This window comes from Cellulomonas timonensis, assembly GCF_900046455.1.
Lineage (GTDB): Bacteria > Actinomycetota > Actinomycetes > Actinomycetales > Cellulomonadaceae > Cellulomonas_A > Cellulomonas_A timonensis.
Map to the genome: position 1 here is coordinate 62,735 of NZ_FCOT01000009.1, position 23,592 is coordinate 86,326.

The 23,592-nt window shown below is 74.5% G+C and carries 25 protein-coding genes; 17 read left to right on the plus strand and 8 right to left on the minus strand.

Features of this window, described 5'->3' with window-relative positions; all coding sequences use genetic code 11:
• Positions 1-62 precede the first annotated feature (62 nt).
• Both arfA and BN3788_RS02345 read left to right on the plus strand, forming a co-directional pair.
• Entirely contained in the window at positions 63-1,571 is a 1,509-nt protein-coding gene (gene arfA / locus BN3788_RS02340; RefSeq protein ID WP_066582267.1) for an arabinosylfuranosidase ArfA, read from the plus strand.
• A 5-nt stretch (positions 1,572-1,576) separates the two neighbouring features.
• Entirely contained in the window at positions 1,577-2,698 is a 1,122-nt protein-coding gene (locus BN3788_RS02345) for an arabinan endo-1,5-alpha-L-arabinosidase (protein ID WP_082812509.1), read from the plus strand.
• A gap of 21 nt (positions 2,699-2,719) precedes the next feature.
• Here BN3788_RS02345 and BN3788_RS02350 read toward each other — a convergent pair whose 3' ends face one another.
• Complete coding sequence (locus BN3788_RS02350) at positions 2,720-3,277, minus strand: GNAT family N-acetyltransferase (protein ID WP_066582268.1); 558 nt, start codon at positions 3,275-3,277, stop codon at positions 2,720-2,722.
• 23 nt (positions 3,278-3,300) lie between these two features.
• Entirely contained in the window at positions 3,301-4,140 is an 840-nt protein-coding gene (locus BN3788_RS02355; RefSeq protein ID WP_082812510.1) for an HAD family hydrolase, read from the minus strand.
• 35 nt (positions 4,141-4,175) lie between these two features.
• Between BN3788_RS02355 and BN3788_RS02360 the strand changes: the two genes are divergently transcribed.
• Positions 4,176-4,460 carry a glutaredoxin family protein gene (locus BN3788_RS02360; protein WP_234346442.1) on the plus strand — a complete coding sequence of 95 codons (285 nt, stop codon included), beginning with the start codon at positions 4,176-4,178 and terminating at the stop codon, positions 4,458-4,460.
• A 54-nt stretch (positions 4,461-4,514) separates the two neighbouring features.
• On the plus strand, positions 4,515-5,225 hold the full coding sequence (locus BN3788_RS02365) for a redox-sensing transcriptional repressor Rex (RefSeq protein ID WP_234346443.1): 711 nt from the start codon (positions 4,515-4,517) through the stop codon (positions 5,223-5,225).
• 61 nt (positions 5,226-5,286) lie between these two features.
• Here the strand turns inward: BN3788_RS02365 and BN3788_RS02370 are convergent, their stop codons facing one another.
• Positions 5,287-5,847 (minus strand): YceI family protein, encoded by a 561-nt coding sequence (locus BN3788_RS02370; RefSeq protein WP_066582270.1) that lies wholly within the window; start codon positions 5,845-5,847, stop codon positions 5,287-5,289.
• Between the two features lie 130 nt (positions 5,848-5,977).
• Between BN3788_RS02370 and BN3788_RS02375 the strand changes: the two genes are divergently transcribed.
• The 6 genes from BN3788_RS02375 (at position 5,978) to ccsB (ending at position 11,394) form a co-directional block, all read left to right on the plus strand.
• Entirely contained in the window at positions 5,978-6,487 is a 510-nt protein-coding gene (locus tag BN3788_RS02375) for a MarR family winged helix-turn-helix transcriptional regulator (protein ID WP_066582271.1), read from the plus strand.
• 72 nt (positions 6,488-6,559) lie between these two features.
• Positions 6,560-7,216 carry a histidine phosphatase family protein gene (locus BN3788_RS02380; RefSeq protein ID WP_066582272.1) on the plus strand — a complete coding sequence of 219 codons (657 nt, stop codon included), beginning with the start codon at positions 6,560-6,562 and terminating at the stop codon, positions 7,214-7,216.
• Positions 7,213-7,818, plus strand: a complete 606-nt coding sequence (locus BN3788_RS02385) for a TlpA family protein disulfide reductase (RefSeq protein WP_066582273.1) — start codon at positions 7,213-7,215, stop codon at positions 7,816-7,818. The genes BN3788_RS02380 and BN3788_RS02385 overlap by 4 nt, the downstream gene beginning before the upstream one ends.
• Complete coding sequence (locus BN3788_RS02390; protein WP_066582274.1) at positions 7,815-8,669, plus strand: cytochrome c biogenesis CcdA family protein; 855 nt, start codon at positions 7,815-7,817, stop codon at positions 8,667-8,669. The genes BN3788_RS02385 and BN3788_RS02390 overlap by 4 nt, the downstream gene beginning before the upstream one ends.
• Complete coding sequence (resB, locus tag BN3788_RS02395) at positions 8,669-10,369, plus strand: cytochrome c biogenesis protein ResB (protein ID WP_082812511.1); 1,701 nt, start codon at positions 8,669-8,671, stop codon at positions 10,367-10,369. Before BN3788_RS02390 ends, resB begins: the two co-directional genes overlap by 1 nt.
• Positions 10,366-11,394, plus strand: a complete 1,029-nt coding sequence (gene ccsB / locus BN3788_RS02400) for a c-type cytochrome biogenesis protein CcsB (protein WP_066582275.1) — start codon at positions 10,366-10,368, stop codon at positions 11,392-11,394. Before resB ends, ccsB begins: the two co-directional genes overlap by 4 nt.
• Before the next feature lie 24 nt (positions 11,395-11,418).
• Here the strand turns inward: ccsB and BN3788_RS02405 are convergent, their stop codons facing one another.
• Positions 11,419-11,754, minus strand: coding sequence for a PLD nuclease N-terminal domain-containing protein (locus tag BN3788_RS02405; RefSeq protein WP_066582276.1), 336 nt, complete (start codon positions 11,752-11,754; stop codon positions 11,419-11,421).
• 81 nt (positions 11,755-11,835) lie between these two features.
• On the opposite strand from BN3788_RS02405, the gene BN3788_RS02410 reads away from it, so the two are divergent.
• On the plus strand, positions 11,836-12,120 hold the full coding sequence (locus tag BN3788_RS02410; RefSeq protein ID WP_066582277.1) for a DUF4229 domain-containing protein: 285 nt from the start codon (positions 11,836-11,838) through the stop codon (positions 12,118-12,120).
• A 25-nt stretch (positions 12,121-12,145) separates the two neighbouring features.
• Here the strand turns inward: BN3788_RS02410 and BN3788_RS02415 are convergent, their stop codons facing one another.
• From BN3788_RS02415 to menE, 3 genes are all read right to left on the minus strand, one after another.
• The gene (locus BN3788_RS02415; RefSeq protein ID WP_082812512.1) at positions 12,146-12,742 is read right to left on the minus strand and encodes a M15 family metallopeptidase; all 597 of its coding nucleotides are present in this window, start codon (positions 12,740-12,742) and stop codon (positions 12,146-12,148) included.
• Positions 12,743-12,843: 101 nt separating this feature from the next.
• A complete protein-coding gene (locus BN3788_RS02420; protein WP_066582279.1) occupies positions 12,844-13,713 on the minus strand; it encodes a 1,4-dihydroxy-2-naphthoate polyprenyltransferase in 870 nt (289 codons plus the stop codon).
• A 93-nt stretch (positions 13,714-13,806) separates the two neighbouring features.
• Positions 13,807-15,069 (minus strand): o-succinylbenzoate--CoA ligase, encoded by a 1,263-nt coding sequence (gene menE / locus BN3788_RS02425; RefSeq protein ID WP_234346446.1) that lies wholly within the window; start codon positions 15,067-15,069, stop codon positions 13,807-13,809.
• 76 nt (positions 15,070-15,145) lie between these two features.
• Between menE and BN3788_RS02430 the strand changes: the two genes are divergently transcribed.
• The 3 genes from BN3788_RS02430 (at position 15,146) to BN3788_RS19190 (ending at position 17,660) form a co-directional block, all read left to right on the plus strand.
• Positions 15,146-16,231 carry a DUF3048 domain-containing protein gene (locus BN3788_RS02430; RefSeq protein ID WP_234346447.1) on the plus strand — a complete coding sequence of 362 codons (1,086 nt, stop codon included), beginning with the start codon at positions 15,146-15,148 and terminating at the stop codon, positions 16,229-16,231.
• Between the two features lie 31 nt (positions 16,232-16,262).
• Entirely contained in the window at positions 16,263-17,330 is a 1,068-nt protein-coding gene (locus BN3788_RS02435) for a DUF3048 domain-containing protein (protein WP_066582280.1), read from the plus strand.
• A gap of 171 nt (positions 17,331-17,501) precedes the next feature.
• A complete protein-coding gene (locus BN3788_RS19190) occupies positions 17,502-17,660 on the plus strand; it encodes a hypothetical protein (RefSeq protein ID WP_159066844.1) in 159 nt (52 codons plus the stop codon).
• 6 nt (positions 17,661-17,666) lie between these two features.
• On the opposite strand, the gene BN3788_RS02440 is transcribed toward BN3788_RS19190, so the two are convergent.
• Complete coding sequence (locus BN3788_RS02440) at positions 17,667-18,632, minus strand: 1,4-dihydroxy-2-naphthoyl-CoA synthase (protein WP_066582477.1); 966 nt, start codon at positions 18,630-18,632, stop codon at positions 17,667-17,669.
• 86 nt (positions 18,633-18,718) lie between these two features.
• Here BN3788_RS02440 and BN3788_RS19940 point away from each other — a divergent pair, with 86 nt between their 5' ends.
• The 3 genes from BN3788_RS19940 (at position 18,719) to BN3788_RS02455 (ending at position 23,587) form a co-directional block, all read left to right on the plus strand.
• A complete protein-coding gene (locus BN3788_RS19940) occupies positions 18,719-20,194 on the plus strand; it encodes an o-succinylbenzoate synthase (protein ID WP_082812513.1) in 1,476 nt (491 codons plus the stop codon).
• Positions 20,082-21,824: a 2-succinyl-5-enolpyruvyl-6-hydroxy-3-cyclohexene-1-carboxylic-acid synthase gene (gene menD, locus BN3788_RS02450; RefSeq protein ID WP_261797901.1), complete on the plus strand. Its 1,743-nt coding sequence runs from the start codon at positions 20,082-20,084 to the stop codon at positions 21,822-21,824. Before BN3788_RS19940 ends, menD begins: the two co-directional genes overlap by 113 nt.
• Positions 21,825-21,952: 128 nt before the next feature.
• On the plus strand, positions 21,953-23,587 hold the full coding sequence (locus BN3788_RS02455) for a S1C family serine protease (protein ID WP_066582281.1): 1,635 nt from the start codon (positions 21,953-21,955) through the stop codon (positions 23,585-23,587).
• Positions 23,588-23,592: the final 5 nt, after the last annotated feature.

Consider the following 23,592-nt stretch of genomic DNA (forward strand, 5'->3'; position numbering starts at 1 on the left):
CACCCACCCGCTGACCGACACCCCCGCTGACCTGCTCTCACCCCGTTGTCCAAGGAGGACGCATGCTGCCCGTCTCGCTGACCCTCGACCCCGCCTTCCGTGTCGGGCCGGTGCGCCGCCGGACCTTCGGGTCGTTCGTCGAGCACCTCGGCCGGTGCGTCTACACCGGCATCCACGACCCGGGCCACCCCACGGCCGACGAGGACGGGTTCCGCGGCGACGTGCTGGACCTCACCCGGGAGCTCGGGGTCTCCACCGTGCGCTACCCGGGCGGCAACTTCGTCTCGGGCTACCGCTGGGAGGACGGCGTCGGCCCGATCGGCGAGCGGCCCGTGCGGCTCGACCTGGCCTGGCACTCCTCCGACCCGAACCTGGTGGGCGTCGACGAGTTCATGCGCTGGGCCGCCAAGGCCGACGTCGAGCCGATGATGGCCGTCAACCTGGGCACCCGCGGCGTGCAGGAGGCCCTTGACCTGCTCGAGTACTGCAATGTGCGGGGCGGCACGCGCCTGTCCGATCAGCGCCGCAAGAACGGGACCGAGGAGCCGCATGACATCCGCATGTGGTGCCTGGGCAACGAGATGGACGGCCCGTGGCAGATCGGCCACAAGACCGCCCACGAGTACGGGCGGCTCGCCGCCGAGACGGCCCGGGCCATGCGGATGGTCGACCCGGACCTCGAGCTCGTGGCCTGCGGCTCGTCGGGCGTCGTGATGCCCACGTTCGGCGAGTGGGAGCGCATCGTGCTGGGGGAGGCGTACGAGCACGTCGACCTCATCTCCGCGCATGCCTACTACTGGGAGGAGGACGGCGACCTCGGGTCCTTCCTGGCCTCGGCCGTGGACATGGACCACTTCGTGGAGTCGGTCACCGCCACCGCCGACGCGGTGCGCGCCCACAAGAAGGTGTCCAAGCGCATCCACATCTCGTTCGACGAGTGGAACGTCTGGTACCAGAAGCGCGCCGAGTCCAAGCCGCCCACCGGCCACGACTGGCCCGTCGCCCCGGTGCTGCTGGAGGACCGCTACAACGTGGCCGACGCGGTGGTGGTCGGCAACCTGCTCATCTCGCTGCTGCGCCACACCGACCGCGTGCACTCCGCGAGCCTCGCGCAGCTCGTCAACGTGATCGCCCCGATCATGACGGAGCCCGGTGGCCGCTCCTGGCGGCAGACCACGTTCCACCCGTTCGCGCAGGCCTCGCAGCTCGCCACGGGCGACGTGCTCCGCGTCGCCATCGACGCGCCCACCTACCCCACCGCCCAGTTCGGCGACGTGCCGGTGGTCGACGCGGTGGCCACCTACGACGACGACGCCGGCCAGGTGGCGCTGTTCGCCGTCAACCGCTCCCTCACCGAGCACGTCGAGCTCAGTGTCGACACCCGTTCCATCCCCGGCCTGCGCCTGCTCGGCGCCACCACCCTCGCCAACCCCGACCACACGTGGGCCGCCACCGCCGACGACGCGACGTCCGTGCTGCCGCAGCCCAACGCGAGCGCCGCCGCCGACGGCGGGCGCCTCACCGTGCGGGTGCCGCCGGTGTCGTGGAACGTCATCCGGCTCGGGGTCTGACGGGCATGCCGACGGCGCGCTCGGCCCGTTGGCCGATCAGCGGGAGGGAGATCAGGCGTCGCGGCGCCGGGGCCGGGTTGGCACTCGTGCTGGCCCTGGCCGCGGCCTCCTGCGTGGCCACCGGGCCCGATGCGGGCCCGGGCCCCGACCTGCCCGACGGCCCGGCCGCGCGCGCCCTCGACCTCACCGGCGAGCTCCGCACCCACGACCCGGCGCTGCTGGCCGGCGCCGACGGCGAGGCGTGGCTCGTCTTCTCCACCGGCGACGAGCGCGTCGGCAACGGGGCCATCCAGGTCCGCACGTCGCCCGACGGCCTCGACTGGGCGGACGCGGGCACGCTGTGGACCGCCGCCACCGAGCCCGCCTGGGTGCGGGACGCCGTGCCCGGCGTCACCAACTTCTGGGCGCCCGAGGTCTACGAGCACGACGGCACGCACTACCTCTACTACACGGCCTCGACGTTCGGCTCGAACCGCTCCGCCATCGGGCTGCTGACCAACGCCGCGCTCGACCCCGCCGACCCGGCCTCCGGGTGGGTGGACCACGGCGAGGTGCTGCGCTCCGCCCCCGGAGAGGACAACTTCAACGCCATCGACCCCGCGATCGTCGAGGACGCCGACGGCACGCCCTGGATGGCCTTCGGCTCGTACTGGGGCGGCATCCACCTGGTCCAGCTCGCCTGGCCCAGCGGCAAGCCCGCCGACCCGCAGGCGCCGCCCCAGCAGATCGCCTCCCGGATCGGCGCCCCCAACGCCATCGAGGCCCCGGCGCTGATCCACCGCGACGGCTGGTTCTACCTGCTCGTCTCCCGCGACGCGTGCTGCCGCGGCAGCGACTCCACCTACAACATGGCCGTCGGCAGGTCCCGGGCGGTCACCGGCCCCTACGTCGACAGGGCCGGCGTCGCGATGACCTCGGACGGCGGCGAGCCGCTGCTCGCCACCCGCGACGACATGATCGGGCCCGGCGGGGAGTCCGTCTCCGGCGGCCACCTGGCATTCCACTACTACGACGCGGCAGCCGGTGGCGACTTCCGACTCGCGATCCGCGAACTGGCCTGGGATGCCGACGGCTGGCCCATCGCCACGACAGCCGACGAGCAGGCGGCCGACGCCGACGACCGCTGACGGGCGCCTCCGCTGGGGCTCCTAGAGCGCCCGCTCCAGCACGAAGTCGTCCTCCAGGCGGTCGCCCACCTGGAACCGCTTGACGCCCACCCGCTCGAACCCGTGCCGCCGGTAGAACGCCTGCGCGCGGGCGTTGAGCTGGTTCACGCCGAGCCACATGCCCACGGCGCCGCGCTCGCGGCCGGCCTGCAGTGACGCCGCCATCAGCTCCGACGCCACGCCCTGGCCATGGTGGCCGGGCAGCACGTAGCACTTGGACAGCTCGATCGTCGGGCGCAGCGTGATCGCCGCACGCACGTCGGCGTCGCCTGGCTCGCCGTCCACGAGCATCGTGTAGCCCACCGGCTCGGACGTGCCGAGCGCGTGGCCGGCGGCGTCGGCCTCGCGCGCGACGAGCACCACGCGCGCCGGGTCGCTCACGTATACGGCGAACCGCTCGGCCGAGAGCACGTCGCGGATGAACGCCTGCTGTGACTCATGCGTCGAGCCCGGGGGGCATGCGAGCGGGAACGTGATCGCGGCGAGGTGGGCGAGCGCGTCGGCGTCGGCAGGGCTGGCGGTGCTGATCGAGACGGGCACGGCGTCAGTGTAGGGAGGCGCGCTCAGGGACGGGCGCCGCGCCGGATGGCGCGCACCACCAGACTGGCCACCCACACCAGGCCCGCGAAGCTGGCCGCGTTGACCCCGCGCCGGGCCGCGCGGCGCTTGCCGCGGAACTCCCGGATGGGCCAGCCCACCTCGCGCGCGTGGCGCCGCAGCCGGGCGTCGGGGTTGATGGCGCAGGGGTTGCCGACCTTCGACAGGATCGGCACGTCATGCGAGGAGTCGCCGTACGCGTAGGAGCGGGACAGATCGATGCCGTCACGGTCCGCGATCGCCTGCACGGCGCTGGCCTTGGCCTTGCCGTGCAGCATGTCGCCGACCAGGCGGCCGGTGTAGAAGCCGTTCTGGTGCTCGGCGACGGTGCCGATGGCGCCCGTGACCCCGAGCCGGCGGGCGATGAGCTCGCCGATCTCCACAGGAGTCGCGGTGACGAGCCACACCTGGTGGCCGGCCGCGATGTGCTCGTCGAGGAGCTTCTGGGTGCCCGGGAAGATGCGCAGGCACAGCACCTCGTCGTACACGTCCTCGGCGATCGCGACGACCTCGGCGACCGAGTGGCCGGCCATGATCTCCAGGGCGCGCTCGCGGACCTCGTCGATCTGGTTCTTGTTCTCGCCGAACATCAGGTAGCGCGACTGGTGGATCGCGAAGGTCACGATGTCCCACTTGCGGAAGAACCCGCGCCGGTACAACCCCACGGCGAGGTGGAAGGCGCTCGCGCCGCGGATGATCGTGTTGTCGACGTCGAAGAAGGCGCCGACGGTGGCGTCGCCCTCGGCTGCGGCGTCGCCTGCGGGCGTGAGGTCGTCCGCTGGTTCGCGCGTGTTCTGGTCGGGCACCCGGCCACTGTATCGACGGCGCCTAGGCTGGTGTCGTGCCGCCTGCCGATCAGACTCCCGCCCGTGTGCAGCTCTTCACCCGCACCGGGTGCCATCTGTGCGATGACGCCCGTGACCTGGTGCGTCGCGTGTGCGCCGAGGTGGGAGCGACATGGTCCGAGGTGGACGTCGACGCCCCGGCCCCCGACGGCGGCTCGATCCGCGAGGAGTACGGCGAGCTGGTGCCGGTGGTCGAGGTGGACGGCGTGCGCCAGGGGTACTGGCAGATCGACGAGGGCCGGGTGCGTGCCGCGCTGGCCGAGCGAGCCCGGAGGTCCTAGGTCCTGGCGGCAGCGACCGCCTAGCCTGGGCGACTTCGAAGACGAGGGGGCCAGGTGGCGTTGCGGGAGGTCGGCCGGGGGTCGCCGGAGAAGTCGGGCGGGCACGCGGCGCCTGCGGGGGAGCGCGAGGAGCGGTCCGTCCCGTCGGCCACCATCGCGAGGCTCCCGGGGTACCTGAGGGCGCTCGGGACATTGGTGGCCCGGGGTGTGGTCACGGCGTCGTCGGGGGTGCTCGCCGGGCTGGCCGGGGTGCGGCCCGAGCAGCTCCGCAAAGACCTGTCCCTGCTGGGCGCGCATGGCCGTCGCGGGGTGGGCTATGACGTGCAGGGGCTCCGCGCTGAGCTCGAGGCGACGTTGGGCCTGACGCGCGAGCGCCGGGTGGTCATCGTCGGAGTGGGGAACCTGGGCCGTGCGCTCGCGCGCTATTCGGGGTTCCCGGACCGCGGCTTCGTGGTGGTGGGACTGGTCGACTCGGACCCGCAGGTGGTGGGGACGCGCACGGCGGGCCTGGTCGTGGAGCCGATTGAGCGGCTCGCGGAGGTGGTCCGCTCGCGCGAGGCGACGATCGCCGTCATCGCGACGCCTGCCGAGGCCGCTCAGGACGTGTGCGACCAGCTGGTGGAGGCGGGGGTCAGCGGCATCTTGTCGTTCGCGCCCCGCCCGTTGCAGGTGCCGGTGGGAGTGGACCTGCGGGCGGTGGACCTGGGCTCGGAGCTGCAGATCCTCGCATTCCATGACCATCGCAGATCAGGCGCGGGCCGCTGACGCCGACGGGGACCGCACGCCAGGCGTGCGGTCCCCGTCGGGTGCTGGATGCTGCTCAGGCTCAGGCCTGGCGGATCGCCGAGATCTCGATGGTCATCGCGACCTTGTCGGAGACGAGGACGCCGCCGGCCTCGAGGGCCGCGTTCCAGGTCAGGCCGAAGTCCTTGCGGGAGATCGTCGTCGTGGAGCTGAAGCCGGCGCGCAGGTTGCCGTAGGCGTCCACCGCGGTGCCGTTGAACTCGGTGGCGAGCTCGACGGGCTGCGTCACGCCGTGCAGCGTCAGGTCGCCGGCGATGACGAAGTCGCTGCCGGCGGCGCGCACGGACGTGGAGGTGAAGGTCCAGGTCGGGTACGTCTCGACCTCGAAGAAGTCGGCGGACTGCAGGTGGCCGTCGCGGCCGGCGTCGCCGGTGCTGACCGTGGCGGGGTCGAGCGTGGCGGTCACGGAGCTCGTGGTCAGGTCCTCGCCCACCGTCAGCTCGCCGGCGGTGATGGCGACGGTGCCGCGCACCTTCGAGATGCCGGCGTGGCGCACGGAGAACGCCGCCTCGCTGTGCGACGCGTCGATGGTCCAGACGCCCGCGGTGAGGCCGGCGGGGGGGGGGGGGGTCGTGGGGCTCATGAGAGACTCCTACGTAGTTGAATGATCAACAGGGGTTTAGTTGAGATTTCTACTAGACTTACGGCAGACGCGCAACCCCTGGACGGCGAAGAGATGCCCCGGAGCTGCCGATTCTTGGAGCGGAGGAGACATGACAGAGCAGGCGGCGACCACCACGCCACCCCAGGCCGACCAGGCGGAGGTGCGTTGGCTCACAGCCGAGCAGCAAGCCCAGTGGCGCGCGTTCCGCGACGGCAACGCGCTGCTCAACGACGCCCTCGCACGTGAGCTCGACTCCGACTCCGGGCTCTCCCTGGGGGAGTACGAGGTCCTCGTGCGGCTCTCGGAGGCCCCCGGGCGCACCATGCGCATGTCCGAGCTCGCTGACGGGCTCGCCCACTCCCGCAGCCGGCTCACCCACACCATCCGCCGCATGGAGGCCGCCGGGCTCGTCGAGCGCACGGCCTGCCGCGAGGACGCCCGAGGCGTCAACGCGACCATGACCGAGGCGGGCTGGCAGCGGCTCGTCGCCGCGGCGCCCGGCCACGTCCGCGCGGTGCGCGAGCACCTGGTCGACGTGCTCACCGCCGATCAGCTCCGGGCCCTCGGATCGGCGATGCAGGCCGTCACCGACGCCCTGCGCGGGAGCCCCGCCGCCTGACGTCGACACGCCGTGGCCCCCGCCACACTGGAACGGCACAGAGCACACGTCCGGGTTTGGGACACTGGTCCTATGGTCGCCACCACTGTCCACCTGCTCCGTCACGGTGAAGTGCACAACCCCACCGGCGTGCTCTACGGCCGCCTCGACGGATTCCGGCTCTCGGAGCGCGGGCGGGCGATGGCCGACATGGTCGCCGCGCACCTCGCCGGCGAGTCCGGGGCCGCGCGCAGCGACGTCACAGTCGTCACCGCGTCGCCGCTGCAGCGCGCCCAGGAGACGGCCGGTCCCATAGCCGCGGCCTTCGGCCTGCCGATCGGCGTCGACGCGAACCTGCTCGAGGCGATCAACCAGTTCGAGGGCCTGACCTTCGGCGTCGGCGACGGCTCGCTGCGCCACCCGCGCCACTGGCCGTTGCTGCGCAACCCGTTCCGCCCGTCCTGGGGCGAGCCCTACCGCGAGCAGGTCGACCGGATGCTCGCCGCCGTGGACACCGCGCGCGAGGCGGCCCGCGGGCATGAGGCCGTGCTGGTCAGCCACCAGCTCCCCATCTGGGTCACCCGCCGCGCGCTCGAGAACCGCCGCCTGTGGCACGACCCGCGCCGCCGCGAGTGCTCGGTGGCCTCGCTCACCAGCCTCCGGTTCGAGGACGACCGCCTGGTGGGAATCGACTACAGCGAGCCCGCTGGCGCGTTGCTGCCCGGCGTCGCCGGAGTGCCGGGAGCATGAGGCGGCAGCGCGGGCGGGCCGCGATCGTCGGCGCGGCCGTCGCGGGCCTGCTGCTCGTGACCGGCTGCGGCGCCGATGACACGGGCGGCGCCGCCGACGTCGCCGACCAGGGCTACCAGTCCGGCGACGGCTCGACGCGCACCTGGGCCGAGGACGACCGCTCCGAGCCCGTCGCCATCGTCGGCACGGACTTCGAGGGCGTCGAGCACGATCTGGCCGCCTGGCGCGGCGACGTCGTCGTGCTGAACACCTGGTACGCCGCCTGCCCGCCCTGCCGCGCCGAGGCGCCCGACCTGGCCGCGTTCGCCACCGACTACGCCGACGAGGGCGTGCGGGTGCTCGGCATCAACGGCACCGACGACGCGGGCGCCGCGCAGGCCTTCCAGCGCACCTTCGAGATCCCGTACCCGAGCATCGACGACGCAGACCGCGCCGCGATCGCCGAGCTCCAGGGCGCTGTGCCCGTGCAGGCCGTGCCCACCACCGTCGTGCTCGACCGCGAGGGCCGGGTCGCCGCGCGCGTGCTCGGCGCCGTCGAGGCGTCCACCCTGCGCGGCCTCGTCGACGACGTCCTGGCCGAGTCACAGGCCGCCACGCCATGACGGCCGGCATCGGCGAGGCGTTCGCCACCACAGCGTTCTCCGGCTCGATGCTGCTCGCCGTGCCCGTGGCCCTGGTCGCGGGCTTCGTCGCATTCGCCTCGCCGTGCGTGCTGCCGCTCGTGCCCGGGTACCTCGGCTACCTGGGCGGGATGTCGGGCGCCACCGTCGCCTCGCCGGGGGCGCCCCGGGTGCTCGCGCCCCTGGGCCAGCCGGGCTCGCCCGCCCGGCCGACGGGCGCTTCCGCGCTCCCCGCGCCTGCGGTGGACCGACGACGGCTGCTGGCCGGGGTGGCGCTGTTCATCGCCGGGTTCACGTTCGTCTTCGTCGCGTTGGGCGTGCTGGCCGGATCGATCGGCGCCGTCCTGCAGGACGGCCAGGGGTGGATCACCCGGGTGCTCGGCGTCGTCGTCATCCTCATGGGCCTGGCGTTCATGGGCTTCGTGCCGTTCCTCCAGCAGGACCGCCGCCCCCATCTGAGCCCGCGCGCCGGGCTGTGGGGCGCCCCGCTGCTCGGGCTCGTCTTCGGCCTGGGCTGGACCCCGTGCATCGGCCCGACGCTCGTGGCCATCACCGCGCTGTCCCTGGACGGCGGCTCCGCCGGGCGCGGCGCCGTGCTGTCCGTCGCGTTCTGCCTGGGGCTCGGCCTGCCGTTCCTGCTCCTCGCCCTCGGCGCCACGCGCAGCCGCCGCGCTCTCGACTTCCTGCGCCGCCACCGGCTCGCCGTCATGCGGATCGGCGGCGGGCTGCTCGTGGTGCTCGGGATCGCCCTGGCCACCGGCCTGTGGGCGTCGTGGGCGGTGTGGCTCCAAGGCCTGCTCACAGGCTCCGACCTCTTCGTCCCGGTGGTGTGATGAGCGACGACCGCACGACCACGTACACGCCTGAGGGGCTGGACGACGCGTTCTCGGCCGACGACGCGGCGCCGGTGGCCCTGCCCCGCCTCGGGGCCGTCGGCTGGCTGCGCTGGGTGTGGCGGCAGCTCACCAGCATGCGGGTCGCGCTGCTGCTGCTCATGCTGCTGGCCGTGGCCGCGGTGCCCGGATCGGTGTTCCCGCAGCGGCCCCAGGCCCCGGCGGACGTCGCGCAGTATCTGCTGGACCACCCGGCGAGCGGGCCGTGGCTCGAGCGGCTCGGCTTCTTCGACGTCTACACGTCGGCCTGGTTCTCCGCGATCTACCTTCTGCTGTTCATCTCGCTCGTGGGCTGCATCCTGCCGCGCGCCAAGGTGCACCTGCGGGCGCTGCGGGCCCGTCCGCCGCGCACGCCTCGCCGGTTCGACAGGTTCCCGGCCCAGGGCTCCGCGGAGTCGTCCGCGAGCCCCGAGCAGGTGGTCCGCGCGGCCGAGCGGACGCTGCGCGGGGGAGGGCCTCTGCCGCGGTTCCGCACCGAGGTGCGCGAGGAGCGGGCCGGAGTGTGGTCCGTGTCGGGTGAGCGCGGCTACCTGCGCGAGTCGGGCAACCTCGTCTTCCACCTGGCGCTGGTGGGGCTGCTGGTGTCGGTGGCGACCGGGCAGATGCTGCACTTCCGCGGCCAGGTGCTGCTGGTCGAGGGCGGCACGTTCGTGAACGCGCAGACGGATTACGACACCTTCGAGTCCGGCATCGCGTTCGAGCCCGAGAGCCTCGTGCCCTTCCGGCTCACGCTCGACAGCTTCACGTCCCGCTTCGACCCGGCGACGCTGCAGTCGCGCGACTTCCTGGCCGAGGTGACCCTCGACGAGCCGGGATCCGACGCCGAGGCCGCCACCATCAAGGTGAACCACCCGCTCACGGCGGGCGGGGCGAAGGTCTACCTCCAGGGCAACGGGTACGCGCCGCAGGTCGTGGTGCGCGACGCCGCGGGCGAGGTGGCGTTCGCCGGCGCCGTCCCGTTCCTGCCGCAGGACACCGTGTACACGTCGCAGGGCGTCATCAAGGTGCCGGACGTCTCCGGCGGCCAGGAGCAGATCGGGCTGGTGGGCTCGCTGCTGCCCACCGCGCAGCAGCTCACCGAGACGATCTGGCGGTCGGTGGACCCGCAGCCCCGCGACCCGGTGCTGGTGCTCGCGGTGTGGTCGGGCGACCTGGGCCTGGACACCGGCATCCCGCAGAACGTCTACCAGCTCGACGACACCGACATGACGCAGGCGCTGGACGACCAGGGGCAGCCCGTGACGCTGCACGTGCGCCCCGGCGAGACGGTGGACCTGCCCGACGGCCTCGGCACCCTGACGTTCGAGAATGTCCCGCGCTTCGTCGCGCTCGACCTGCGCCACGACCCCGCGCTGCCCTACCTGCTGGTGTTCGCGGTGCTCGCCATCGCCGGCCTGTGCGCGTCGCTGTTCGTGCCGCGCCGCCGGGTGTGGGTCCGCGCCGCCGTGGACGGCGACGACCCGCTCCGTACAGTGGTCACGGCCGGGGCGCTCGCCCGCAGCGACGACATCGGCCTGCAGGACGAGCTCGACCGCGTGCTCACCGCACTCCCAGATCAGACTGGCCCGCAGGACGCCACCAGCAACGACGCACCCGTCCACCCCGCCCCGGCACGACCCGCAGAAGAGGCCCAGAGATGACAGTCGGCGACCTGAGCACGTTGCTCGTGTGGGGTTCCGCGACCGCACTGACGATCGCGCTCCTCGCGTACACATTCGCGCTCGCCCGGCAGGCCGAGGTGTCCTCCCGCGCGGAGGCCCCCGAGCCCGCGCAGGTGGGCGCTGGCGCACCGTCGGCTGCCGGCGGCGTGTCCCGGGAGGCTGCAGTCGACGACCTGCCCGCCGGCGACGGGGCCAAGGCGTCCGGCATCGCCCGCACGACGACGCTGCTCGGCGGGGTGCTGCTCCTCGCCGGGATCATCACGCGGGGTGTCGCCGCGGGCCGCTCGCCGACGGCCAACATGTACGAGTTCACGCTCGTGGGCGTGCTCACCGCCGTCGCGGTGCTCGTCTTCATCGAGCGCAAGCGCTTCATCCCGTTCGTCGGCGTCGTCGTGCTGGGCATCTCGGTGCTGGCCCTCGCCTTCGCGCTCCTGGTCTTCTTCATCCAGGCGGACGCCGTGCAGCCCGCCCTGGACAGCTACTGGCTGGTGCTGCACGTCGGCGTCGCGATCCTGGCCACCGGCGTGTTCACCGTGGCGTTCGCCGCAGCCGCGTTGCAGGTGCTCAAGGACTCCCGGGAGACCGGCCGCAGCCACCTCGAGCAGCCCTGGCGGCGGGCCGACGGCCTGCGCCGCGCGCTGCACCGCTGGCGTGTCACCGGTCCCGCGTGGGCGTGGCTGCGCAGCGTGCCCTCACCGCGCGCGCTCGAGGCGCAGTCGTTCCGGCTCAACGCCATCGGGTTCGTGGGGTGGACGTTCGCGCTGGTCGGCGGCGCCATCTGGGCCGAGCACGCCTGGGGCCGGTACTGGGGATGGGACCCGAAGGAGGTCGGAACCTTCGTGGCGTGGGTCGTGTATGCCGCGTACCTGCACGCCCGCACGACGCGTGGGTGGAGCGGCCGTCGCGCCTCGTACTTCGTCTTCGTCGGCTACGCCGCCGTGATCGCCAACTTCACCGTCGTCAACCTGATCCCGAACGGGCTGCACTCGTACTCGGGGCTGTGAGTACTCAGGGCTGTGAGCGGAGGCTCAGGCCTCGGGTCGCGGCTCGTCCGGGTGCTCCCCTGACCGCTCGCGGTCGGCCCGGCGGCGTTGCTGCTCGAGCCGCCAGAGGAACTCCGGGTCGTCGTCCGGGGCGGGCGCGGCCATCGTCCGCGGAGAGCCGGCGGGGCCCGCGGTGCGGGACGACCGGGCCATCTGGCGCATCACGAGCCAGGCGATCGAGCCCACCACGGGGAGCACCACGATGAAGGCCAGCCAGATCAGCTTGTGGACGCCGAACCGTTCGGCCTCGTCGCTGCGCAGCACGTCGAAGATCGTGTAGACGATGAGTGCGACCGCTGCGAGGGCGAGGAGGTTGCGCATCGCCTCAGCCTAGTTCGCGCGGAGCCCGGCCGGTCGTCGCGGCCGTCCACCCGCGCGGCGTTGGCGGCATACCCTGGTCGCGTGCCAGTCGTGACGTACACCCTGTGGAGGCTCGGCCTCTTCGCCGCGGCCCTCGCCCTGCTCGTGTGGGTGGGGATGGGATCGTGGCTCGCCATCGTGGTCGCCGCGATCATCGCGTGGGCGCTGTCCTACGTGCTAATGGGCAACCAGCGCGACGCGGCGGCGCTCCACCTGGCCAAGCGCGCCGAGGCCCGGGCCGCTCGCTCCGGGTCCTCCGCCCCCCGGGACGCCGACGTGGAGGACGCCGCCCTCGACGCGGCAGAGCGCGAGCGGGGCACGGCGTAACGACGCGCCCCTGGCGGCCCGACGGTCACCATCCCCCGGACGAGTCCTCATGCATCGGGGCGCACGCCGGCTCGTCGGCGGGGAGCATCTCGAAGTGCCACATCTCGTTGGCGTAGGTGCGGCACAGGCCGAAGTCGAGCCCGTGCTCTCCCAGCCACAGCGCCCCCTCGGTGGGGCCCACGTCCACCGCCAAGCCCAGCACATGGCTCGACGACTCCGGGGGCAGCACCCACTTGGACGCCTCCTCCTGCGAGCCGTGCCGGGTGATCGCCGCGTCGACGAGCGCCTGTTGCTCCTCGGCCGAGCGCTTCGCGGAGGTGATCGTCAGGACCACCCCGTCATCGGCCGCGGCGGCCTGCGCCTCGGTGACGCGGCGGGCCAGCTCGGTGTCGACGCCCTCGAGCGCGGGATCGGCCGCGTCCACCGGCACGATGGCGTCTGAGCCTGGCGTGAGGTCGGCAGTGGTCGCAGCGCCTGCGGTTCCCCCGGCGCCGCCGGAGGCGTTCGCCCGCAACACGGCGAGCAGCACGCCGGCCGCGAGCGCGATCGCGAGCGCGGCGATCACAGCGAGAGCGCGGTGACGGCTCGATCGTGCGCGTCGGCCGTGGACGTAAAGGGTCATGGCCCCAGCGTCCGTCGGGCGCCAGTCCCGGCGCGTCCACCCCTGGGCTCCATCACCCTCCGCCTGTGGGTGGGCATGCCGAGCCGGCTGGATGACGTCGGCTAGAGCGCGAGCCCGAGGCCGAGCAGCACGCCGAAGCCGAGCTCGTAGACGCCGGTGCCTGCCAGCACGGGCACGAGCGCGAACCCGCGGGCTCCGACGAGCACGGTGAACGCGAGCAGCCCCGCGGGGAGGACCAGCAGCAGCACGAGCAGCGACCAGGGGGCGGCGAACGCGCAGGCGACGCCCAGGACGATGGGCAGCACGACCATCGCGGCGTACGCGCGCCGTGCGCGGAAGTCGCCCAAGCGCACCGCGAGGGTGCGCTTGCCCGCCAGCACGTCGGTGGGGATGTCGCGCAGGTTGTTGACCATGAGCAGCGCGCACGCGATGAGCCCGATGGAGACGGCGCCCGCCACCGCGGGCCACGAGATCCGCCCGGCCTGCGTGTAGGTGGTGCCGAGCACCGCGACCAGGCCGAAGAACACGAAGACCCCGACCTCGCCGAGCCCCCGGTAGCCGTAGGGGCGCGAGCCGCCGGTGTAGAACCAGCCGGCGGCGATGGCCAGCGCGCCCACCGCGAGCAGCCACCACTGGCCGGACAGCGCCACGAGCCCGGCGCCCAGCACGGCGCCGACGCCGAAGGCCGCGAAGGCCGCCCACTTGACCTGCGCCGGCCGGGCGAGCCCGGTGGCGGTGAGCCGCATCGGGCCCACCCGGTCGGTGTCGGTGCCGCGCACCCCGTCGGAGTAGTCGTTCGCGTAGTTGACGCCCACCTGGAGGGCGAGCGCGACGCCCAGGGCGAGCAGCCCGCGGAGCAGGTTCTCGGCGCCCAGCTGCGCGGCGGCGCCCGTGCCCACCAGCACGGGCGCCGCGGCTGCGGGCAGGGTGCGGGGGCGGGCGCCCGCGATCCACTCGGACGAGGTGGCCATCGTGCTCCTGTTCGGTCGCCGATCGTGGACGGGGCCAGATGGGCGGGCGGGTGCGCCGGGCGAGCCGGTGCGGACGTGGGTTCCCCCCGGACGTTACCGGGCGCCGCCGGGCTGACGCGCCACAGCCCCGTGGCCGGCGTCGTCCTCGGGGGCGTCCAGATGCTCGGCGAGGGCGGCGGCCACACCCTCGGCGACGGCCCGGCGGTCGACCTTGCCGGGCCCGCGCACCGGCAGCGACCCGACCACGAGCAGGCGCCGGGGCGCGGCGGCGGGGCCGAGTGCCGCGGTCACGGCGGTCCGCGCCTCGGCGAGCGTCGGGCCGTCAGAGCCGGGGCGCGGCACGACCACAGCTGTGACGGCCTGCCCCCACTCGGCGTCGGCGACCCCCACCACACATGCCTCTGCGACGGTGGCGAGGGTGTGCAGCACGCCCTCCACGGCGGCGGGCGCGACCTTCGCGCCCCCGGTGACGATGACGTCGTCGACACGGCCCAGCACGCGCAGCCGGGGCGCGCCGCTGACGTCGTCGGCCACGAGCTCGCCGAGGTCGCTCGTGCGCAGCCACCGGACGCCGTCGCGCAGGACGAACGCCTCCGCGTCGAGGTCGGGCCGCCCCAGGTACCCGGCGGCGAGCACCGGGCCGGCCAGCAGCACGCGGCCGTCGGGGTCGACGTCCACGCGCACGCCGTCCAGCGGCTCGCCGTCGTACACGCAGCCCCCGCACGTCTCGCTCATCCCGTACGTCGTCAGCACCCGCCCCCCCGCGCCGCGCGCCGACTCGACCATCGCCGGCGACGCCGCGGCGCCGCCGAGCAGCACAGCGTCGAAGGTGCGCAGCGCCTCGAGGCCGGCGGGGGAGTCGAGCAGTCGGTGGAGCTGGGTCGGCACCAGGGACGTGTACCGGCGCCCGGACGCGGGGCCTCCCGCGTCGAAGGACTCGACGGCACGCGCGAACGCCTCGGCGCGGAACGGGCCGGCGGGCATGACGACGGGCGTCGTCCCCGCGAGCAGCGAGCGCGCCACAACCTGCAGGCCTGCCACATGCTCGGTGGGCAGCGCGAGCAGCCACCGCCCATGGCCGCCGAGCCGGGCCGCCGTCGCCTCGCCCGACGCGCGCAGGGCCGACGCGGCGAGCAGCACGCCGCGCGGGGCGCCGGTGGAGCCCGAGGTCCGGATCACCACCGCCACGTCCCCCGGCGCCGTCAGGCCCGCGTCGGACGGCGCGCCCACGGCCTCCTCGGAGACCGGCAGGACGGCCGGTCCGGAGCCGTCGAGAGCCGCCGCCAGCGCCGACATCAGCGCAGGGAGGCCAGACGGGGACGGGGACACGGGCAGCAGGTGGACGGCACGGCTCACCCCGCCAGCCTAGGTCGGGGCTCTACAGTGTGGCGGTCGCCCGGCAGCCCGGCCGGGCCGCGGAAGGAGTTCAGCCGTGACTGTGACAGCCCGTCTGCGGAGGTCGCCGGCTGCCCGTCGTGTCCGCGCCGCAGCCCTGCTGGCCCTCGGAGCCAGCCTCGCGCTCGGCGCGTGCGGATCGGGCGCGCCCAGCGACCCGGTGACCGCTGACGCCGTGATCGACGCCGCGAAGGGCTCTGCCCCCGAGCCGGTGGTCCCCGAGCGCTGGCCGCTCACGGGGGTCGCCGCCGACGACGTGGTGATCCGCCCCGCCGTCGCGGTGAAGATCGAGAACCCGAAGGAGGTCCGCCCCCAGACGGGCCTGGACCAGGCCGACGTGGTCTGGGAGCAGGTCGTCGAGGGCGGCGTGACCCGGTTCGTGGCCGTGTTCAACTCGCAGATCCCCGACGAGGTCGGGCCGATCCGCTCGATCCGCCCGATGGACCCCGCCATCACCGCGCCGCTCAAGGGCCTGGTGGCGTTCTCCGGCGGCCAGGCGGGCTTCGTGACGGCGCTGGCCGACTCGGGTGTGCAGATCCTCAGCCACGACCGCGGTGACGACGGCTTCTACCGCGCCTCCACGGCCAAGGCGCCGCACAACGTGTTCGGCTTCCTGTCGACGTTCCTGGAGCAGGCCGACGCCGACCACCAGAACCTGCCCGCGGAGCAGTTCAGCTTCGCGCGCGCCGTGGCCCAGTCGAGCGCCGTGACCGCCGGCACGCCCGCGTCGTCCGTGGCGGTCCACATCTCGTCGTACTCGAACCCGGGATGGGACTGGGACGCCGCCACGTCCACATGGCTGCGCTCCGAGTCGGGCGTCCCGGCGACTGCGGCCTCGGGCGCGCGGCTGTCCGCCGCCAACGTCGTGGTGCTGCGCGTGGAGCTCGTCGACTCGGGCACCGTCGACCCGGCCGGCAGCCCCGTCCCGGAGACCAAGCTCGTCGGCTCCGGCGAGGCGCTGGTGGCCTCGGGCGGCCAGACCCTCACGGCGACGTGGTCCAAGTCGGCCACCGACGCGCCGCTCACCCTCACCACAGCCGACGGATCGAACGTCACACTGGCTCCGGGCAACACCTGGGTCGAGCTCGTCCCGAACGAGTCGGGCTCCGTCACCGTCAGCTGACCGCGGCGCGACGCCGCGACAAGGGGGATTCATGCGCAGGGCACGAGCGGCACACACGACGGCGGTCACCGGCTGGGGGCTTGCGGCAGTGCTCCTGCTCGCGGCCTGCAGCTCGCCGGCGCCCATGCCGCGCATCGAGGAGCCCGTGGTCGTCCCCCCGACGATCGAGGCCGCGAAGGCCGCCGCGCCCGCGCCGGTGATTCCCGTGACGTGGCCGCTCACCGGCGTCGCGGGGGAGCCCGCCGCCCGGCCCGCGCTCGCGGTGAAGATCGAGAACACGGCTGTGGCGCGGCCGCAGGCGGGGCTCGAGCAGGCCGACGTCGTCTGGGAGACGATCGTCGAGTTCGACGTGTCGCGGTTCGTCGCGGTCTTCCACTCGCAGACGCCGGGCGAGGTCGGCCCTATCCGCTCGGTGCGCCCGATGGACCCGCTGATCGTGGCCCCGCTGCACGGGCTGCTCGCGTACTCGGGCGGCCAGCCCGGGATCCTCGACGAGGTCGTCGCCTCCGGGGTGCAATCCCTCAGCCATGACCGCGGTGTCGCGGGCATGTACCGGGTGAGCGCGCGGTCGGCGCCGCACAACGTGTACGGCAACCCGCAGGCGTTCTGGGACCAGGTGGACGGCGAGCACCAGGCCGCGCCGCAGGAGCAGTTCGACTTCGCCCGCAGCCCGGAGCGCGCCTCGGCGGTCACGGGCGGCACGCCCGCGGCCCCGCTCGCGTTCCGGCTCTCGGCGGCGTCCAGCCCGAGCTGGACGTGGGACGGCACGGCCTGGCTCCGCTCCGAGGGGTCGAACCCGGCCACCGCCGCGAGCGGAGCCCGGCTCTCGGCGACGAACGTCGTGGCGATCACCGCCGACCACCCGGACACCGGATATGGCGCGCAGGGCGGAGCCGCGGTGCCGACCTACTCGCTCGTGGGCTCGGGCGACGCCGTCGTGGCCACCGGCGGCCAGACGATCGCGGCCCGCTGGCAGAAGGACGCGCCGGACGCGCCGCTGCGCCTCGTCACGGCCGACGGCGCCTCGGTGACCCTCGCGCCGGGCAACACCTGGGTCGAGCTGATCCCGGCCGGGAAGGGCTCGCTCACCGTCAGCTGACGCCGCTGGCGCGCGTCGCCGGCGCGTGGGTTGTCCTGCCCAGGGTGGACCTGGCGTGCGGCGGGTGCGCCTGGGGGCTGATGCGGCGCCCTCGGCCGGGTGGAGGCGCGCGCCCCGGGCCTCGGCCGGTGGGCCGATGTGGCGCGGCGGCGTCGTCGTCAGGCTGGTCGCATGACAACTCTCGACTCGCATGAGGCCATCGAGCACGACAACCACGGCGTCGCGGCGGTGCTCGCCGCGGGGGCCGTGCTGCTCGCACTGCTGCTGGGGGGCGTGCTGCTGGTCAGCCAGGTCCTCGACGTCGCCGCCTGGGCATTCACGGAGCGCTGACCGGGCTCAGTACGCGTACGGGAAGCCGGACCAGTCCGGGTCCCGGCGCTGCAGGAACGCGTCGCGCCCCTCGACGGCCTCATCCGTCATGTAGGCGAGCCGCGTGGCCTCGCCCGCGAAGACCTGCTGGCCGGCCAGCCCGTCATCGGCCAGGTTGAACGCGAACTTCAGCATCCGGATGGCCTGCGGCGACTTGGTGGCGATGATGCGCGCGTACTCCAGCGCGGCGTCCTCGAGCTGGTCGTGGTCGACGACGTCGTTGACGGCGCCCCACGCGAGGGCGTCCTCGGCCGAGTACTCGCGGGCGAGGAAGAAGATCTCCCGGGCGCGCTTCTGCCCCACCTGGCGGGCGAGCAGCGCCGAGCCGTAGCCGCCGTCGAATGAGCCGACGTTGGCGTCGGTCTGCATGAACCGCGCGTGCTGGCGCGAGGCGATCGTGAGGTCGGCGACGACGTGCAGCGAGTGCCCGCCCCCGGCGGCCCAGCCGCCCACCACCGCGACGACCACCTTGGGCATGGTGCGGATCAGGCGCTGCACCTCGAGGATGTGCAGGCGGCCCGCGCGCGCGGGGTCGATGGCGTCGGCGTGCTCGGCGTCCGGGTCGGACGTGTAGCGGTAGCCGTCGCGGCCGCGGATGCGCTGGTCGCCGCCAGAGCAGAACGCCCAGCCGCCGTCCTTCGGGCTGGGCCCGTTGCCGGTGAGCAGCACGGTGCCCACGTCGGAGCTCATCCGGGCGTGGTCGAGCACGCGGTAGAGCTCGTCGACGGTGTGCGGGCGGAACGCGTTGCGGACCTCGGGCCGGTCGAAGGCCACGCGCACCACGGGCAGGTCGCGCTCGCTGGCCCCGTCGGGCCCGGACGTGCGCTCGACGCCCCGGTGGTACGTGAGGTCGGTGAGGTCCTCGAAGCCGGCGACGGCGCGCCAGCGCGTCGGGTCGAAGGTCTGGGACACCTGAGGGGGGAGGTCGCTCACGTCCCACACCCTAGCCAGCGGACCTGCGTCGCCTGGCCCCGCGGCGCCGGTTCGAGCCCCCGGGATGGCCCTCCTAGGCTGGGGCCGTGCCCCTCGAACCCGCCGCCCCGCACGTCTTCCAGATCCCGATGCGCACCCGGTTCCGGGGCATCACCGTGCGCGAGGGGATGCTGTGGCAGGGGCCTGCCGGCTGGGGCGAGCTCAGCCCGTTCTGGGACTACGACGCCGCCGAGTCCGCGAGCTGGCTGCGGGCCGCGCGGGAGGCCGCCGAGGTGGGCTGGCCCGCCCCGGTGCGCGCCTCGATCCCCGTGAACGTCACAGTGCCCGCCGTGGACGCCGCGACGGCGCACCGCATCGTCAGTGCCTCGGGCGGCTGCCGCACCGCCAAGGTGAAGGTCGCCGAGCCGGGGCAGTCCGAGCGTGACGAGGTGGAACGGCTCGAGGCGGTGCGCGACGCCCTCGGGCCGGCCGGCGCGATCCGGGTGGACGCCAACGGCGGGTGGGACGTGGACACCGCGATCGCCCGCCTGCGGGTGCTCGACCGCGCCGCGGGAGGCCTCGAGTACGCCGAGCAGCCCGTGGCCGACGTGCCCGGACTGGCCGCCGTGCGCCGCGCGACGCATGTCCCGATCGCCGCCGACGAGTCCATCCGCCGCGCGGAGGACCCGTTCGCCGTGGTCCGCGCCGAGGCCGCGGACATCGTGGTGCTCAAGGTGCAGCCGCTCGGCGGGGTGCGCGCCTGCCTCGACCTCGCCGCCGAGGTGGGGCTGCCCGTCGTGGTCTCCTCCGCGCTGGAGACCTCCGTGGGGCTCGCCGCGGGCCTCGCGCTCGCGGCCGCGCTGCCGGATCTGCCGTACGCGTGCGGGCTCGCCACTGCCCAGCTCCTCACCGCCGACGTCACCGCCGACCCGCTGCTGCCGGTGGACGGGCAGATCGCCGTGCGCCGTCCCGTGGTGGACGCCGCGCTGCTCGCCGCCGTCGCCGCCGAGCCGGGGCAGTCCGAGCGTGACGAGGTGGAACGGCTCGAGGCGGTGCGCGACGCCCTCGGGCCGGCCGGCGCGATCCGGGTGGACGCCAACGGCGGGTGGGACGTGGACACCGCGATCGCCCGGCCGCCCCGGCGGGCCCGCGGCTGCCGGTGGCGGGGCAGGCCGCGGGGCGCCGTCCCGGGGGGGGGGCGGGGCGGGGGGGGGGGGGGGCCGTGGGGGCGGGGGGGGGGGGGGGGGGGGGGGGGGGGGGGGCGGGGGGGGGGCGGCGGCGGGCGGCGCGCGCCGCGTCTGACGCGGGCCGTCGATGGCGGGCCACGCCCCGGCCCCGGTTTACGGTGGGACCGGGACACGCACTTCCACGCCGGGCCCGCGCCCCGCCGACGACCCCGACGCCCCCGCCACCACGGCGGCGCGGGTCCTGGTGCAGGCGCTCGCGGCCCTCGGCGTGCGCGACGCGGTCCTGGCGCCGGGCTCCCGCAGCGCGCCGCTCGCGTACGCGCTGGCCGACGCGGCCCGGCCAGACGGGGATCGTCCCGTCGGCGCGCCGGCGATCCGGCTGCATGTGCGCACTGACGAGCGCGCTGCCGGCTTCCTCGCGTTGGGCCTGGCCAAGGCCCATGACGCGATCGGCGACCGGCGGCCCGTGGTCGTCGTGACGACCTCCGGCACGGCGGTGGCGAACCTGCACCCCGCAGTGCTCGAGGCGCACCACGCGGGGCTGCCGCTCATCCTGCTCACCGCCGACCGCCCGCATGAGCTGCGCGGCACGGGCGCCAACCAGACCACCACCCAGGCCGGCATCTTCGGCACGTCGACGCGCCTGGCCGCCGACGTGCCCGCGCCCACCGGCCGGCCCGGCGAGGCCGCCGACCTGCGCAACCTGCTCTCCCGGGCGGTCGCCGCCGCGACGGGCGCCCGCAGCGCGGACCCCGGCCCCGTCCATCTCGACCTGGCCTTCCGGGAGCCGCTCGTCCCGCTGGGCTCCGCGTGGCCTGAGCCGAGCGCGGACGGCCTCACGTGGGTCCCGCCCCGCGTCGTCGGGGACGTGGCCGCCGTGGATGTGGCGGAGGCCGGCGCGGTGGCGGACGTGGCCGCCGCCGCCCGCCCGGCGGGAACCGCGCGCCGCGCGACCGACCTGCCCACGGTGGTGGTCGCGGGCGATGGGGCCGGTCCCGCGGCCCGCGAGCTCGCGGAGGCGAACGGGTGGCCGCTGCTCGCCGAGCCGTCCTCCGGCGCCCTCGGCAGCCCCCACGCGGTCCCCGCGCACCGACTGCTGCTGACCCATGCGGAGCTCGGGGGAGCGGTGCGCCGGGCCGTGGTGCTCGGCCGGCCCACCCTCACGCGCCCGGTGCAGCACCTGCTCGGCCGCGCGGACGTCGAGGTCGTCGTCATCGCGCCCTCGGGCCGCGACTGGCCCGACGCGATGCGCCGGGCCGCCGAGGCGCACACCGCAGTCCCCGCCCGGATGCGCGCCGGCGCCGACCCGCATGCAGGCCCGCCCAGCTGGCTCGCCGCATGGCAGGCCGCGGGCAAGGCGGCGCTCACCGCGATCGACGAGGTGCTCGACGCGCCGACGCCCCCGTCCCGCAGCGGCACCCGTGTCAGTGGCCCGGCGCTCGCCCGTGACGTGGCCCGGGCCACGCACGCCGACGACGTGCTGGTGATCGGCTCCAGCAACCCCGTCCGGGACCTCGACCTGGTGGCCGCCTGGGACGAGCCCCGCACCGTGCTGGCCAACCGTGGGCTCGCGGGCATCGACGGGTTCGTCTCGACTGCCCTCGGCGTCGCGCTCGCGCTGCCCCGGCGCCGGGTGCGCGCTCTGCTCGGCGACCTGACCTTCCTGCACGACGCGGGCGGACTGCTGCGCGGTCCATTCGAGCCGGCCGTGGACCTGCAGATCGTGGTCGCGAACGACGACGGCGGGTCGATCTTCTCCACGCTCGAGCACGGGGCGCCTGAGCACGCCGACGTGTTCGAACGCGTCTTCGCGACACCGCACGGCGCGGACCTCTCGGCGCTGTGCGCGGCCTACGGGGTGCGCCACACCCGGGTCACCGACGTCGAGGGGCTGGCCCCGGCGCTCGCGGCGCCCGGCACGGGGGTCAGCGTGGTGGAGGTGCGTGTGGACCGTGTCGGACGGCGCGCTCTGATGGCACGGCTCGGGGCCGCCGCCGACGACGCGATCCGCCGCTCGCTCACCTGATCTGCGAGCGTTCTCCCAGGTGGCGGGCACCGCCATGACGCGAGGTCGATTCTTAGCCGGTTCCCAGGAATCCTGAAGGATGCGCCCAGCGCCGACATGTCTCATGGTGGGCACTAAGGAGGCCACCCATGAGCACCCCGGACGACCCACGCTCGGCTCAGCCCGACGAGCCGCAGCAGCCTGCCGAGCCGCAGCGCCCCGCCGAGCAGCAGCGCCCCGCCGAGCCGCACGAGGCGGACACGCAGGTTCTTCGCCCCACCGCCCAGCAGCGCGAGCCCGGCCACCAGGGCCAGCCCGGCCAGCACGGCCAGCAGCCCCCGCATCCGACCAACCCGTTCTCACCGCCGCACCCCGCGGCGCCGTCCGAGCGCGGCGGCCAGGGCGGATGGTCCGGCGGTGAGGGCGGGATGCCAGGGCAGGCCCCGCCACCCGGCGGACAGGCGCCACCGCCGTCCGGCGGTCAGCCAGGCGGTCCCGGTCAGCCAGGCGGTCCCGGTCAGCCCAGCGGCCCGGGCGGCCAACCCCCGCAGCGCCGGTCCATCTGGGGCCCGCTCGTCGGCGTGGCCATCGCCGCCGCGCTGCTCGCGAGCATCGTGACGGCAGGCCTGATGGCGCTCGTGCTGCGTGACGACAACGGGTCCAGCTCGTCGTTGGCGACGATCGGCCAGGGCTCGTCCGCGTCGCCGTCCGCGCCCGTCAAGGGCTCCACTGTGGAGAACCCCGACTGGGAGCGGGTGGCCTCGGCGGTGCAGGCCTCGGTCGTCGCGATCGCGGTGCAGACCCAGAGCGGCGCTGGCCAGGGCTCGGGCGTCATCATCGACGACAGCGGCAACATCCTCACCAACGATCACGTGGTCGGCGACGCCGTCGACGGCGGCATCGAGGTGACGCTGACTGATGGCCGGCTGTTCCAGGCCGAGGTGGTCGGCACCGACTCGGCCACCGACCTCGCCGTGATCCGCCTGCTGGACGCCCCGGACGACCTGGATCCCGCGACGCTGGGCGACTCGGACGATGTGACCGTCGGCGAGGCCGTCATGGCGGTCGGCAACCCGCTCGGCCTGTCCAACACGGTGACCACCGGCATCGTCTCGGCGGTGGACCGCCCGGTGTCGACGTCGGAGTCCGGCGGCGAGGCCGTCACCAACGCCATCCAGATTGACGCGGCCATCAACCCGGGCAACTCCGGCGGCCCGCTGTTCGACGGCCAGGGCCTGGTCATCGGCATCACGTCCTCGATCGCCACGCTGTCCAGCGAGTCGGGGTCGATCGGCCTGGGCTTCGCGATCCCGGTCAACCTGGCCAAGCAGATCGGCACCCAGCTCATCGACTCGGGCTCCGCGGAGCACGCGTTCCTCGGGGTCTCGATGACGGACGGCACGGCCACGGCGGACGGCGTCACGCGTCGCGGCGCTGTGGTGCAGGCGGTGACCGCGGGCTCGCCCGCGGCAGAGGCCGGCGTCCAGCAGGGCGACGTGATCGTGGCCATCGACGACAAGCCGGTGGCGGGCGCCGAGTCCCTCACGGCGTACGTGCGGGAGCTGACCTCCGGCTCCAAGGTCACCCTGACGCTGGTGCGGGACGGCCAGACGAAGGATGTCGAGGCGACACTCGCCACGCGTCAGGAGACCCCGACGAGCGCCCCCACCCAGACGCCGAACAGCTCCACCCAGCCAGGGTTGGAGCAGAACGGCTCGGATGTCACCCCGGAGCAGCTCTGGGAGTGGTTCCAGCAGCAGCAGGAGCAGCAGAACCGGAACTGACCCGT